Source organism: Neobacillus sp. MER 74 (genome assembly GCF_023714155.1).
Window position 1 is genome coordinate 741,976 of the sequence record NZ_JAMAUV010000001.1, and the last position, 12,705, is coordinate 754,680.

Consider the following 12,705-nt stretch of genomic DNA (forward strand, 5'->3'; position numbering starts at 1 on the left):
GTTTATTCATTTTTCGTTAATTCTTTAAAACGGTGTTTTGATACCTTTTCATCAATACTGCTAAAGATCCGATAATTTTCTTCATCCAAAATCCGAAAATGTTTACTGAGAATATTTTGTTGAAGAATATACCCGTTCTTTTTCGATACAACTCTCCACCAAATCCGGCCGCCAAGCGTTTTTGACTTCCGAATATCTATCCCTTCGCGGGCAACCGTTTCTAACACCTCCAGCGGCTCATTCCCAAATAAAAATTGGACTGTTTCAGTTTCACGAAAAAGTGCACAAATCGAAACGACAGTAGACCAATTGGCTAAAACTCTACCTTTCTCAATTTGAACAAGTGTTTTCTTAGAAACACCAATAATGTCTGCCATTTTATCCTGTGTATAGCCAACTTCCGTCCGTATAAGGCGAAGCTTTTCAGAAACCTGCATTATAATTTCATCTCTGGTCAAGTTAAGCCCTTCCTTCAATTACAACTAGTGTAATTTTACACTAGTTTGTTTATATCTTCAAATCCTAACATCAAAAAACTGCTATCTTTTTAGATAACAGTTTCAATTATTTATAGGGATTTAGGTGGTATTTCGCAATTGCTAGAACATGAATTTTTCAAATCGCATGCCCCGCATTTTCCCTTTTTTGATTTATTAATAAACCTAACTAAAGCCCATGATGCATACCCAAAAATAGTTGCTCCAATTAATATATTGGCAATCATTTGCTCCACCTCTTTCTAGAATTAAACAAGTCCTAACAATTTGCCGCCTTGATAGATGATCAAAGAAAGCACATAAGCAATTGCAAATGCATAAATCATAGAAAAAGCTGTCCATTTTTTTGAATTTGTTTCTTTATAGATCGTTGCTACTGTCGCAAGGCATGGGATGTATAACAAAATGAAAACCATGAAACTATAGGCAGCAAGCGGAGTATAATAGTTCGCCAATAACCCTTGCAAACTTGCATCATTCGGAACAAAATAAATAATATTCATGGTAGATATAATGGCCTCTTTTGCCAAGAACCCTGTAATTAACGAGGCGGATGCCTGCCATGTTCCAAATCCAATTGGATCAAAAATTGGGGCAATCATATTCCCAATCGCGGCTAAATAACTATCATCCATGTCAACCTTTAAACCATTGGGGCCAGCATAAGATAATAACCAGATAAAGACAGAACCCGCAAAAATAAATGTTCCAGCTTTTCTAACAAACCCTTTTCCTTTATCCCAAGTACTCCTCCACAGTGATTGAAACTGGGGAAGACGGTAAGGGGGCAGTTCTATAACAAATAATGAAGCTTCCGATTTTAGTAATGTAGACGAAAAGATTTTAGCTAGGACCAATGCAACTACAATCCCAAGGACATATAGGCTTAGCACAACTAAAGCCTTATTTCGCGCAAAAAAAGCTCCAACAAATAACGCATACACGGGTAATCGTGCTGAACAGGACATTAACGGGGTAAGCAATATGGTAACCAGCCTTTCCCGTGGTGTCTCTATTGTTCTGGCAGCCATTATTCCTGGTACATTACAACCGAAGCCAATCATCATAGGGATAAATGCCTTCCCATTTAACCCAACTGACTCCATAATTCGGTCCATTACCAATGCAACACGGGCCATGTACCCGGAATCTTCTAATAAAGAAATAAAGAAAAATAGGATAAAAATTTGCGGCACAAATACGAGTACGCCGCCTACCCCAGCAACTAAACCATCAATAATTAATGCATGAATAAAATTTGAAGCATGAATGGCGGTTAAAACTGACTCAAATCCTGCCGTAATGGGTCCTGTTAAAAATCCGTCCAAAGCATCAGATAATGGTGTTCCGAGCCAATCAAAAGTCAGCATAAACATGACATACATAAGCAGTAAGAAAATAGGCATTCCTAAAAAGCGATTGGTAACGATCATATCAATTTTCTCAGAAAGCGGAATGTCAAAGTTACTTTTTACGGCCACTTCGACAACAATTTTTTCTATTGCTTCTCTTCTTTTTTGATAAATATAGTTTGCTAATGATTTTACATTATAAAGTGTTTGTAAGGTTGACTCCAAGTTAACAATTAGATCATTAAGCTTTTTCTCGCCAACAATAATATTTACATAGTTTCTAACATATTCATTACCTTCAAAATATTGAATAGCTAGAAATCGTCCAGAAAGGTTGGTTTTGCCATGAATCTCAGCCGTCAAAGCAACAATTGCAGCTTCTACCTCTTTACCATAGTAAACAAGATTCTTTTTAGCAGGCTGGATTGATTGAGTCGATATGACATCAACTAATTTATCACAGCCCTTTCCATTTCTCGCCACAATAGGAACAACCGGGACTCCGAGAAGCTCAGAAAGTTTAGATGTATCAATTTGAATTCCGCGTTTATTTGCTACATCGACCATATTAAGTCCAATAAATGCTGGTTTTTCAAACTCAAGCAATTGCAAAGTTAGATGTAAATTTCGTTCTAATTGTGAAGCATCTAATATATTTAGCAGGCGGTCCACTGATTCATTAAGAAAGAAGGATGTAACTACCCCTTCATCCTTCGATAAGGGATTAAGTGTATACACACCAGGTAAATCAGTCAAATGACCAATATTATTTTTAAAAACACCAACTTTTTTTTCAACGGTGACACCGCTCCAATTACCAACATACTCATAGGAACCTGTAAGATTATTAAATAATGAAGTTTTCCCAGTATTAGGATTTCCAATAAGTGCGATGTCCATTATATTCTCTCCACTTTCATTCGAACTGCTTCTCTACGGCGAATACCCACACATTGTCCGCAAGATTCAATCATAATTGGACCGCCAAATGGCATGACACACTTTACACACACTTCAGAGCCTTCAGTAATCCCTAAGTCAAGTAATCGTCTTTGTACCAGGTGACCTACAAGAGAAATATCAATAATTTTCCCTTTATCTCCTACTTTTAATGAACCAAACATGTATATCACCCTATCTCCACTAATTGAGAATGATTATCTTTCTTGTATTTTAACACTTTTTTTGAGATAAAAAGCTTAATAAATTTGTCAAAAGTTTGAAGAATTTTCATGAATCAACGACAATCGCTTTATAAAAAAAATAGAAAAGAGCTTGAAGCCCTTTTCCATTCGTATTACTAATAAATGTTATTTTGAAAATAATCTCTTTGGTACCGCACTCATTACAATGATGATAATGATTGCACTGATGATGAAGCTTGGCAGCATGAATGTTCCATTATATAGGAGTGAGTAAATGGCCACCGGCTGCCCCTTTGGCGCATATTCACCGAAGAACACGATGCCAGAAATAACATGGCAGATGTATCTTAAGGCACTTCCTAAGAATGCACCGATAATAACATATGTCATCCACTTACCTTTTTCATTTTTGGATATCGCCTCCTTCACCAGACCAGTAAAGACACCCGCTAACCCTACAACTGAAAAGGCAAGAAAATAATCAATAAATCCTTGTAAGAATGTGTATACTTGAGCGAATCCAAGGATAACCTGCAATAAACCTAGTAAAAATCCTGTTAACAAGCCCCCTTTTATCCCCCAACGATAAGCAATTAAAAAGATAGGTACCATGGCAATTGACACCGAACCTCCCTGTGGCCATATCTTTAAAGATAGAATTCCGGCTAGAAAATCCAATAAATAAGCTAAAGCAGAAAAAACTGCCACCTCAGCGATAAATAATGTGTTGCTTCTTTTTTGATTCACAACGTCTCCCCCAATTTTTGGACTCGTTAGAAGTCTTCCTATTACAAGATGTGCAATAAAATAAAGAACAAAAAAAGCAATGCACGACGCTAAGGATTGTCTGCATTGCTTTCATAATCGGCAAACCACATCCCTACGCTAGTGTTAACTAACAGGTTCATAGGGTCAGAACTTAACCGTTCACTCTCAGCCGCAAGAATAGCAGCTCCCCCTGTGGAAGTATTCAATTGTTTCCATAGAAAAAAATATACTCTTCTTTATTCACATTTACAAGGAAAATATACTTTCTTATCGTTATTATTACCTAGTCGAATCAGCAATTAAGACTATATGAATAAAATTCAAGACTTTTATTTTAAAATAAAGGAGGTATTTCTATTTATGTCTCGAATAAGTACAGTAAGGAGTTTTTTGTCAATAACATAGGGGGAAGACGGCATGTTCACGGAAAACCAAACAGATTTAATTGATTTTTTCAATCAAAATAAACAGAAATTAATTCAAGATTGGGAAAATGCCATTGTTACCACTAATACGGATCCTTTTAAGTTAAAAATTCACGAAAACGGCGAGGCTCTGCTCGATGTTTTACTTAATATGCATAAAATGACGGAAAAAGACCTTTTAGACATAATTGAAAAACTTGCTATTGAAGTATCGGAAGAAAGAGTTTTGGCTGATATTAACCTTGGTGATTTTGTTTATAATGTTAATCTTGGCAGAACAGTTCTATACAGCCATTTAAGCATTACTGGGATTCCATGGGCAGCCATGCAGGAAGCATTAAACAATGTAAATTTTTGTTTCGATAAATTTTTATACTATGCTGTATCCCATTACTCAGAAGCAAAAAACAAAATTATTGAAGAAAAAACAATGCACATTGATTCTACACATCAGGATCGATTAACATTGCTTGGGCAAATGACCTCAAGCTTTATTCATGAGTTTAGAAACCCCTTGACATCTGTTCAAGGATTTATCCAATTACTGAAAGCTGATCATCCGGAGATGAAATATTTAGATATCATTTCAAGTGAATTGGATCAACTTAATTTTCGTATATCACAATTTCTCCTTCTGTCAAAAAAGGAGTTAATTGGTAAAGAAAAGGATAACTTCAATTTAAATACATTAGTGGAGGAAGTCTTAAACTTCCTATATCCAAGCATACTTGATGGAAAAGTAAAAATAAGAAAAGAACTCAGTGAAGATATTACTCTTAATGGGTATGCAGATGAAATTAGACAGGTATTAATTAATATCATCTTTAATGCGATTGATGTTTTGAATCATGCTGAGAATCCGAATCCTACAATCGAGATCAATAGCAGTCTACAACATCAGTTCATCAAAATTAATATTTCCAACAATGGGCCTGTGATTCCTGCTGAACTTAGAAAATCTATTTTCGAACCATTTTTTACGACGAAAAAACTAGGTACAGGCCTCGGCTTGTTTGTTTGCAAGGAAATTATTGAAAAACATAAGGGAAATTTAGAATGTGATTCATCTCCAGATAAAACTACATTCTCGATTCTCTTACCGGTTGCTGCCCTAACCTAATCATATATACAAGTAATTTTATAGCTAGAATAACCAATCCCACTTTATATAAAGGAGGGATTTTTTTATTTCTTAATATTAAGTCTTCCCGATAACAACCTGCTTTGCATATGATGAACTAAAAATTTTTTATCGGGAGATTTGACTAATGTTTACATTAAGGGTTGATAATGATATTGAACTCCAGCTATTTCAACAACATCACGCATCAAGTCTTTATCAAATGGTGGAGGAAAACCGTGAACATCTGCGTGAATGGCTGCCATGGGTGGATAGCATGAAATCCCCGTATCAGTTTGAATCCATTATTCCGATATGGCTAAATCAATTTGCAGAAAATAGTGGATTTAACGTGGGGATCGTCTATAAAGGTGAGTTGGTAGGCTCAATTAGCTTACAACAAATAGATTGGCACAACCGAATGACAAGTATCGGATATTACCTTTCAAAAAAGGCAGAAGGTCATGGAATAATGACTCGATCCGTTCAGTTCCTGCTTAACTATGCATTTTTCCAATTAGGTTTAAATCGTGTTGAAATCCGCTGTGGTATCAAAAACAAAAAAAGCCGTGCCATACCTGAAAGACTCGGTTTTATAAAAGAGGGTATCATTAGAGAAGGCGAACAATTATACGGCCGCTTTCATGACCTTTTTATTTACAGTATGCTTGCCCGGGACTGGAACAAACGAGTTCTTATTTAAATAAAGGCTGTGTTAAAGATTATTGTTGATTTTGACACTCTGTTGATTGGAGAGGAAGGCACGAAGACTCCTGCGGGAGTACGGGGCAGGGGAGACCCCGCAGGAGCAAAGCGACGAGGAGGCTCCGCGGCACGCCCGCGGAAAGCGAAGTGCCTGGAACGGAAATCAACAGACAAGTTTAACACAGCCTAAATAAAAAACTGACTATCAGTTTCATGGATGTTGCCGAATTGGCAGCATTTTTTCTGTTCGATTTGCTAATAGATTTTTTTTTTGAAATAATGTTTAGAGACCAACGGAAGTGAGGTGGCATACCTTACACCTGTAAGGTGATAGATGATTTGGATGAATGTATTAATTATTGTTATCCTAATAGCCTTTACCGCCCTTTTTGTTGCTTCAGAATTTGCGATGGTAAAGGTTCGATCCACAAGAATTGATCAATTATTATCGGAAGGTAATCCAAAAGCAGAAGCAGCTAAGAAGGTAATTTCAAATTTGGATGGTTATTTATCCGCCACCCAGGTGGGCATTACAATTATCTCCCTTATTTTAGGCTGGCTCGGGGAGCCTACTATTCGGGAACTGTTAGATCCAGTTTTTGACCTAATTCACATCCCTTTATCACTTAAACACATTATTTCGTTTATCCTTGCTTTCATTGTCATCACTTTTTTCCATGTAGTCATTGGTGAATTATCACCCAAAACGATTGCGATTCAGAAAGCAGAAGAAATTCTCTTGTTTTTTGCTCGACCGTTAATTTTGTTTCATAAATTGATGTACCCGTTTATTTGGATACTAAATAGGTCGGCGCGGTTTGTTACTGGACTTTTCGGGGTACAGCCCGCATCCGAACACGATATTGTCCTTTCTGAGGAAGAATTAAGATTAATTCTCTCACAAAGTTATGAAAGTGGTGAAATAAACCAATCTGAATATCGATATATGGACCGAATATTCGAATTTGATAATCGGGTTGCTAAAGAAATTATGGTTCCCAGAACTGAACTCGTAACACTTTCAAAAGATGCATCCATGGAAGAAATTATTGAAATCGTTAAGGAAGAAAAGTATACAAGATATCCACTTATTGATGGTGACAAGGATAATATTTTAGGGGTTATTAACATAAAAGAAGTCTTAACAGATTGTATCCAGCAAAAATGCACTGGAGACCGACCGTTGCTTCCCTATCTAAAACCCGTCATTCATGTCATTGAAACCATACCGATTCAGGAACTTCTGCTCAAACTGCAAAAAAATCGTTCCCATATGGCTGTTTTATCAGATGAATATGGCGGGACAGCAGGTATTGTCACGGTTGAAGACATACTCGAAGAAATTGTTGGTGAAATACGCGATGAATTTGATTTGGATGAGCTTCCTCTTATCCAGAAAAAAAATGATGGACATTTTATTTTAGATGGTAAAGTTTTAATTAGTGAAGTAAACGACCTTCTCGGTACCACACTGGATGAGGAAGATGTCGATACGATTGGCGGCTGGTTTTTAACACAAAAATTTGATGTACATAAAGGTGACTCCATTGAACATGAAGATTTTGTATTTCAAATTCAGGAGATTGAAGGACACCATATCTTGTACATAGAGGTTTTTAAAGCAGATTCAGATGAAAAACAAACAGATGCTGCTCTTGAGTAGGATCTGTTTGTTTTCGTCTAAATTTTTGTAATATTTCGTCTTTATTGTTCATATTCACTATGTTTCTCCATAAAATATAGTTATCAACTAATATACTAACCAGAACGTTTGACTGTATAGTTCAAATTCTTTATAATTATTGTTAATTTATTAAATTGTCGAGGTGGTATGATGACCATTAGACGAGATTAGGAGAAAACTAGAAATTAATTCAAGGAAATAAGAGCCAATTTTTTTATCAAACTGGGAGGTGACTCCTTACCTGTCTAAAAACAGGATAAGGGAACTTATTTGGACATATTTAACTTGGTTATTATAGCCATTTTAATTGCGTTAACTGCTTTTTTTGTTGCTTCAGAATTTGCAATTATCCGAATTAGGAGCTCAAGAATTGATCAGTTAATTGAAGAGGGAAATTCGAGTGCAGTGACATCTAAAAGAGTAATATCTAATCTGGATGAATACCTTTCGGCCTGTCAGCTGGGAATAACCATCACAGCCCTTGGTTTAGGTTGGCTAGGTGAATCAACTTTTGAAAAGATTCTCCATCCAATATTCGAAAGTCTGAATATTCCAGCAAGCTTTAACCAAGTATTATCTGTTGGCTTTGCATTTGCAGCAATTACCTTTTTACATGTAGTTGTAGGGGAACTTGCTCCTAAAACATTAGCAATTCAGAAGGCAGAATGGATTACTTTGTTGGTGGCACGTCCGCTTGTACTATTTTACAAGGTAATGTATCCCGTTATTTGGCTGCTTAATGGCTCTGCACGAATTACGACTAAATTTTTCGGTCTTAAGCCTGTATCAGAAAATGAAATTGCACATACAGAGGAAGAACTTCGAATTATCCTTTCTGAAAGCTACAAAAGTGGTGAAATTAACCAATCTGAGTTTAAGTATGTAAATAAAATTTTTGAATTTGATAACCGTATTGCCAAAGAAGTTATGGTTCCAAGAACAGAAATCGTATCCTTATCTAAAGAAGATACACTTGAAACCTTTCTTCAGGTATTACGAGAGGAAAAATTTACACGATATCCCATCATTGATGGGGATAAGGACCATATAATCGGGCTTATCAATATAAAAGAAGTAATGACAGATATAATTGGCAATGAAAAACTATCAGAGCGGACACTGGAAAACTATACTCGACCAATTATTAGAGTAATAGAGACGATTCCAATCCATGACCTATTAGTAAAAATGCAAAAAGACCGCGTTCACATGGCAATATTAATGGACGAATATGGTGGTACTTCGGGACTTGTAACCGTTGAAGATATCCTCGAAGAAATTGTTGGGGAAATTCGTGATGAGTTCGATATGGACGAAATTCCAGAGGTACGCAAAATTAAAGAGCACCATTATATTATTGACTCTAAAGTTTTAGTTAGTGAGGTTAATGACCTTTTGGGAGTAGAAATTGAAGATGAAGATGTGGATACAATTGGCGGCTGGATTCTAACCGAAAATTACGAAGCCAAAGAGGGCGATGTCCTCCTTCATGACACTTATTCCTTTAAAATTCTTGATATGGAAGAGCATCATATTCGTTATATTGAGGTCACGAAAAACGCCAGTAATGACGAGAATGTTAGTCAACAAGTTTCAATATCCAATTCAGAAGTGCTTTCTTAAAACATTCTAACCAGACGGATTTTTACCCGTCTGGTTTTTTAAATGATTCCACAGGACCTTAGACCCAGCAAACGTTTTCTAACTAAAAACAATGAGGACCAGATTTTTATCAATCTGATCCTTTAACCCGCTTCCTGCAATGATTATCTAGATTTAAATATAATCATTTCCTCTTCTATTTTAGCAATTTTAACTAAATGAGAATCAAGCCGTCGGTTGATATGTTGAATTTCGTTACTATGTGTTTCTTCAATGCGTTGAAGCGATTCCTTGATATCAGAAAGGTCAATTTGATTTACTTCTACACGGTGTTCTATGCTATCCATTTTTTCAAGCCGGGATAACCGTCTTTCAATACTTTCTAATGTTTCATTTAAGGTACGGAATAAACTTTTTATGTCATTAACATTATCTGTTAGCTTATCGATTTCTTGTACCATCGGAGGTCCCCCCTTCGTTCTTGCCCTTATCTTATCATTATTTTCACTATAAATATGTTACAATATCAGCAACACTTGATTGAAGTGAACAATGATTTAAATTTTCCAAACCCTTATTACATATCCCCCGCATCCACACTTTTAACCATATATTCCTCCATTAAAGTACTATTTATTAGTTATTAAAACCTTTTTTGAAAAAAAAGTTGTGATTCTTTGCACACAAGTGAACATTTTAAGAAAAATAAATGAACATTTTAAAAAATCTTAATATCGAAGGACCCGTCCGTGAATAAAATCACATGCAAAACTATATAAAAGTTATAATCTTTCATTATAGGAAAATGGAAACAGACGATACTAGCTTAAACCAAGACATCCATTTCTTTCCTTATTGGATCAATACTTAATAGGAAAAGGTTGGTGCTTTTAGATGTTCATTTCTATTGATGAAAGAGCTGCCACATGGTTTACAAATGAATTCGAATTTAACAAACCATTTTGTATTCGGATGTTCCCACAATACGCTGGGTTTGGAATAAAGCATAAAGGCTTTACCCTTGCTTTTTCAGCGGAATCCCCTGTTCATGTTGGATATTCTAAAGAAATTAATGGGATTACCTTCTTTGTTGAAGACAATGATGTTTGGTTCTTTGAAGATACTAAAACATCCTTAACTATGGATAACTATCTAGATGAAATTATGGTCACATACCACGAACTCCCAAGCTTAGCGGTAAATTAATTCGATATTAAGACAATAAAAAACAAGCCAGCATTTATTTATGTGGCTTGTTTTTTATCTATGAGTTTGGATTTGATATTAATTCACTTGTTTGTCGAGGCCTGGCGGAAGTAATTTTTCACTCTCAAATACTTTACCAAGTTTTTCCTCACCCTGTGTGAAGGTTGCAGTAGCTGCATCAAAATTAGGGGTTTCCTTTTTTAATTCATCTGCTTTAGCTTGGTATGAAGCCGCAAAATCCTTAATCGCCGCATCAAGATCAGCTTTTTTATCTTTTAATGATGCAGGAATTTGATAAGTATTTAATTCGGCTGCAACCGAAGCTGCCGATTCACTTGCTTTAGCTCGATCTTCAGCATTCGGTAATTCCTCAGGTGTTGCATCTTCTTTAGTTGCCTTTGCAACATAAGCATTTAAATCTGCATCTTTTGCGTTAATTTTATTACCAAGATCCATATAAAATCTGACTAATTCCTTTTTAACATCTACTTTAGATGCAGTTTTTTCCGTTGTTTCCTTCTTGTCTGTTTTTGCTTCATCATTGCTTGAGCAGGCAGATAAGCCAATAGCCATCATAATCGCTGACACAAATAACAAGAACCTTTTCATTTCCATTACTCCCTAATTTGCTATTTTTGAAACCTTGTTCATTTTACAATATTTTATTATATTAAAAAAGCATTAAGTGTTTCCGTCATAAGATTTAGCAAATAATCCAATAATAAGTAATTTTTTTTGCTTTTTTTTTAGTAAAATTGAGATAATAGCAATAGACAATAATATTTCTCAAAAATGAGGGGTTTCAAAGATGGTAAAAAGTAAGAATAAAAAAACGCAGCATTTAGCAACCATTTTCCTTGCTGTGATGGGGATCGGATTTCTAGCCACAATTCCAATAAAAGAGTCAATCTGGGGAATTATCTTGCAGGGGGGATTTGAAGCGGGTCTAGTAGGTGGACTTGCCGATTGGTTTGCCGTAACAGCATTATTCAGGCATCCACTAGGTATTCCTATACCACATACAGCCCTGCTGCCAAAAAATCGGAATAGAATTATCGCTGGAATCATTTCCATGTTAGAAAATGATTGGCTCACCAAAGAGAGCATCCGTAGAAAAATTGAGACCATTAATTTTACTGATAAAATATTTGACATCATTGACAATGAATTACCTTCTCCAGCAGTCCAAAAGAATTTCATCACGATGGCTAAACATTTGCTAAAAATTTTTGATATATCAAGATTTGCTCCACTGCTAGAAGAAGAAATAAGAGATAGAATCCACGAAATCGATAGTAAGAATTTTCTTCCTTTGCTAATAGACCAAGTTAAGATCAGAAATTATGATGAAAAAGCTCTTGATTACTTACTTAAAGAAGTTGATGAATGGGCAAGAAAGGATAGTACAAAGTATAAACTTGGCGGGCTTGCGGTCGATGCTGTCGAAAATATTAAAGCGGATGGATTTATGCAATTCGCCTTAAAATCGTTTAGTAATTTGGTTAACGAAGAGAAATTAGGGAGTATCATCCAAAGCCTTATTTTAAAAGGGGTAGCTAGCTTCAAAGACCCGCTAAATCAAAATCGCCAAACATTAATGATTCATATTGACCATAAACTGCAATCGTTAAAAAATGATCAGAAGGTCTACGATGAACTTAATAATCTTAAAACACAACTGGTTGATAAATGGAATCTCCAAGAACAAATTACTAGCTTATTAGCTCAGATAGAACAAAGAGCTTATGATTTTATTGATAAACCCAACTTTTATGATGACTTTCTCCTGCCAATTGTTAAAAATGGCTTAGATGGGATCAAATCAGATCCAGAAACAATTCTTGCGATTGAAGCCTGGATTAAGAACCATATTTCTAGTTTTGTTGATAAAAATCATTCAAAAATTGGCATACTTGTCAAAGAAAATTTAGAAAAACTGGATGATAAAACACTTATTAAAATGGTTGAAACAAACGTTGGAAAAGACCTTCAATGGATCCGAGTAAATGGTGCGGTCTGTGGATTCTTAATAGGGCTTGTCTTAGTTGGTATTAAAGCGATTTTTTAATTCTCTACCAAAAAGCTGCAAAGTGTGCAGCTTTTTTTTATTAAATTCTTATTTTGTCCTCTTAAATCAAAGTTCTTTTTCAGAAAAATCCTACATATTTACTACTGTAGTCATACTTCTAACGTAAAAAGGA

14 protein-coding genes and 1 riboswitch are annotated in these 12,705 nt (G+C 35.5%); of the genes, 7 read left to right on the plus strand and 7 right to left on the minus strand.

Translation table 11 applies throughout. From position 1 onward, the window contains the following. Nucleotides 1-2: 2 nt before the first annotated feature. From M3610_RS03680 to thiT, 5 genes are all read right to left on the minus strand, one after another. Nucleotides 3-458 (minus strand): helix-turn-helix transcriptional regulator, encoded by a 456-nt coding sequence (locus tag M3610_RS03680; RefSeq protein WP_098572144.1) that lies wholly within the window; start codon nucleotides 456-458, stop codon nucleotides 3-5. Nucleotides 459-568: 110 nt separating this feature from the next. Then, nucleotides 569-724, minus strand: coding sequence for a FeoB-associated Cys-rich membrane protein (locus M3610_RS03685; RefSeq protein ID WP_251456596.1), 156 nt, complete (start codon nucleotides 722-724; stop codon nucleotides 569-571). A gap of 21 nt (nucleotides 725-745) precedes the next feature. After that, nucleotides 746-2,749 (minus strand): ferrous iron transport protein B, encoded by a 2,004-nt coding sequence (gene feoB / locus M3610_RS03690; protein WP_251456598.1) that lies wholly within the window; start codon nucleotides 2,747-2,749, stop codon nucleotides 746-748. Next, the gene (locus M3610_RS03695; protein ID WP_098572141.1) at nucleotides 2,749-2,973 is read right to left on the minus strand and encodes a FeoA family protein; all 225 of its coding nucleotides are present in this window, start codon (nucleotides 2,971-2,973) and stop codon (nucleotides 2,749-2,751) included. Before M3610_RS03695 ends, feoB begins: the two co-directional genes overlap by 1 nt. 186 nt (nucleotides 2,974-3,159) lie before the next feature. After that, nucleotides 3,160-3,741, minus strand: a complete 582-nt coding sequence (thiT, locus tag M3610_RS03700) for an energy-coupled thiamine transporter ThiT (RefSeq protein WP_251456600.1) — start codon at nucleotides 3,739-3,741, stop codon at nucleotides 3,160-3,162. A 113-nt stretch (nucleotides 3,742-3,854) separates the two neighbouring features. Beyond that, a riboswitch (TPP riboswitch) is annotated at nucleotides 3,855-3,963 on the minus strand. Between the two features lie 216 nt (nucleotides 3,964-4,179). On the opposite strand from thiT, the gene M3610_RS03705 reads away from it, so the two are divergent. The 5 genes from M3610_RS03705 to M3610_RS03725 all read left to right on the plus strand — a co-directional run bounded on the left by M3610_RS03705 (nucleotide 4,180) and on the right by M3610_RS03725 (nucleotide 9,319). Next, a complete protein-coding gene (locus M3610_RS03705; RefSeq protein ID WP_098572139.1) occupies nucleotides 4,180-5,307 on the plus strand; it encodes a histidine kinase N-terminal domain-containing protein in 1,128 nt (375 codons plus the stop codon). 148 nt (nucleotides 5,308-5,455) lie between these two features. Further along, nucleotides 5,456-6,010, plus strand: a complete 555-nt coding sequence (locus M3610_RS03710) for a GNAT family N-acetyltransferase (RefSeq protein ID WP_098572138.1) — start codon at nucleotides 5,456-5,458, stop codon at nucleotides 6,008-6,010. Between the two features lie 9 nt (nucleotides 6,011-6,019). Further along, nucleotides 6,020-6,202 carry a hypothetical protein gene (locus M3610_RS03715; RefSeq protein WP_251456602.1) on the plus strand — a complete coding sequence of 61 codons (183 nt, stop codon included), beginning with the start codon at nucleotides 6,020-6,022 and terminating at the stop codon, nucleotides 6,200-6,202. Nucleotides 6,203-6,346: 144 nt separating this feature from the next. After that, entirely contained in the window at nucleotides 6,347-7,675 is a 1,329-nt protein-coding gene (locus tag M3610_RS03720; protein ID WP_098572137.1) for a hemolysin family protein, read from the plus strand. Nucleotides 7,676-7,966: 291 nt separating this feature from the next. Further along, nucleotides 7,967-9,319, plus strand: coding sequence for a hemolysin family protein (locus M3610_RS03725; RefSeq protein WP_251456604.1), 1,353 nt, complete (start codon nucleotides 7,967-7,969; stop codon nucleotides 9,317-9,319). A gap of 143 nt (nucleotides 9,320-9,462) precedes the next feature. Here M3610_RS03725 and M3610_RS03730 read toward each other — a convergent pair whose 3' ends face one another. Continuing rightward, the gene (locus tag M3610_RS03730) at nucleotides 9,463-9,759 is read right to left on the minus strand and encodes a hypothetical protein (protein ID WP_098572135.1); all 297 of its coding nucleotides are present in this window, start codon (nucleotides 9,757-9,759) and stop codon (nucleotides 9,463-9,465) included. 433 nt (nucleotides 9,760-10,192) lie between these two features. Between M3610_RS03730 and M3610_RS03735 the strand changes: the two genes are divergently transcribed. Then, entirely contained in the window at nucleotides 10,193-10,504 is a 312-nt protein-coding gene (locus M3610_RS03735) for a HesB/YadR/YfhF family protein (protein ID WP_251456606.1), read from the plus strand. Nucleotides 10,505-10,582: 78 nt separating this feature from the next. Here M3610_RS03735 and M3610_RS03740 read toward each other — a convergent pair whose 3' ends face one another. Further along, on the minus strand, nucleotides 10,583-11,113 hold the full coding sequence (locus M3610_RS03740) for a hypothetical protein (RefSeq protein ID WP_251456608.1): 531 nt from the start codon (nucleotides 11,111-11,113) through the stop codon (nucleotides 10,583-10,585). A gap of 199 nt (nucleotides 11,114-11,312) precedes the next feature. On the opposite strand from M3610_RS03740, the gene M3610_RS03745 reads away from it, so the two are divergent. Beyond that, nucleotides 11,313-12,572, plus strand: coding sequence for a DUF445 domain-containing protein (locus tag M3610_RS03745; RefSeq protein WP_251456610.1), 1,260 nt, complete (start codon nucleotides 11,313-11,315; stop codon nucleotides 12,570-12,572). Nucleotides 12,573-12,705: the final 133 nt, after the last annotated feature.

Coding starts and splice junctions, on each gene's coding strand:
- M3610_RS03685 (WP_251456596.1), bottom strand. CDS start 724: ATGATTGCCAATATATTAATTGGAGCAACTATTTTTGGGTATGCATCA.
- feoB (WP_251456598.1), bottom strand. CDS start 2,749: ATGGACATCGCACTTATTGGAAATCCTAATACTGGGAAAACTTCATTA.
- M3610_RS03695 (WP_098572141.1), bottom strand. CDS start 2,973: ATGTTTGGTTCATTAAAAGTAGGAGATAAAGGGAAAATTATTGATATT.
- M3610_RS03705 (WP_098572139.1), top strand. CDS start 4,180: ATGTTCACGGAAAACCAAACAGATTTAATTGATTTTTTCAATCAAAAT.
- M3610_RS03710 (WP_098572138.1), top strand. CDS start 5,456: ATGTTTACATTAAGGGTTGATAATGATATTGAACTCCAGCTATTTCAA.
- M3610_RS03720 (WP_098572137.1), top strand. CDS start 6,347: ATGATTTGGATGAATGTATTAATTATTGTTATCCTAATAGCCTTTACC.
- M3610_RS03730 (WP_098572135.1), bottom strand. CDS start 9,759: ATGGTACAAGAAATCGATAAGCTAACAGATAATGTTAATGACATAAAA.
- M3610_RS03735 (WP_251456606.1), top strand. CDS start 10,193: ATGTTCATTTCTATTGATGAAAGAGCTGCCACATGGTTTACAAATGAA.
- M3610_RS03740 (WP_251456608.1), bottom strand. CDS start 11,113: ATGAAAAGGTTCTTGTTATTTGTGTCAGCGATTATGATGGCTATTGGC.
- M3610_RS03745 (WP_251456610.1), top strand. CDS start 11,313: ATGGTAAAAAGTAAGAATAAAAAAACGCAGCATTTAGCAACCATTTTC.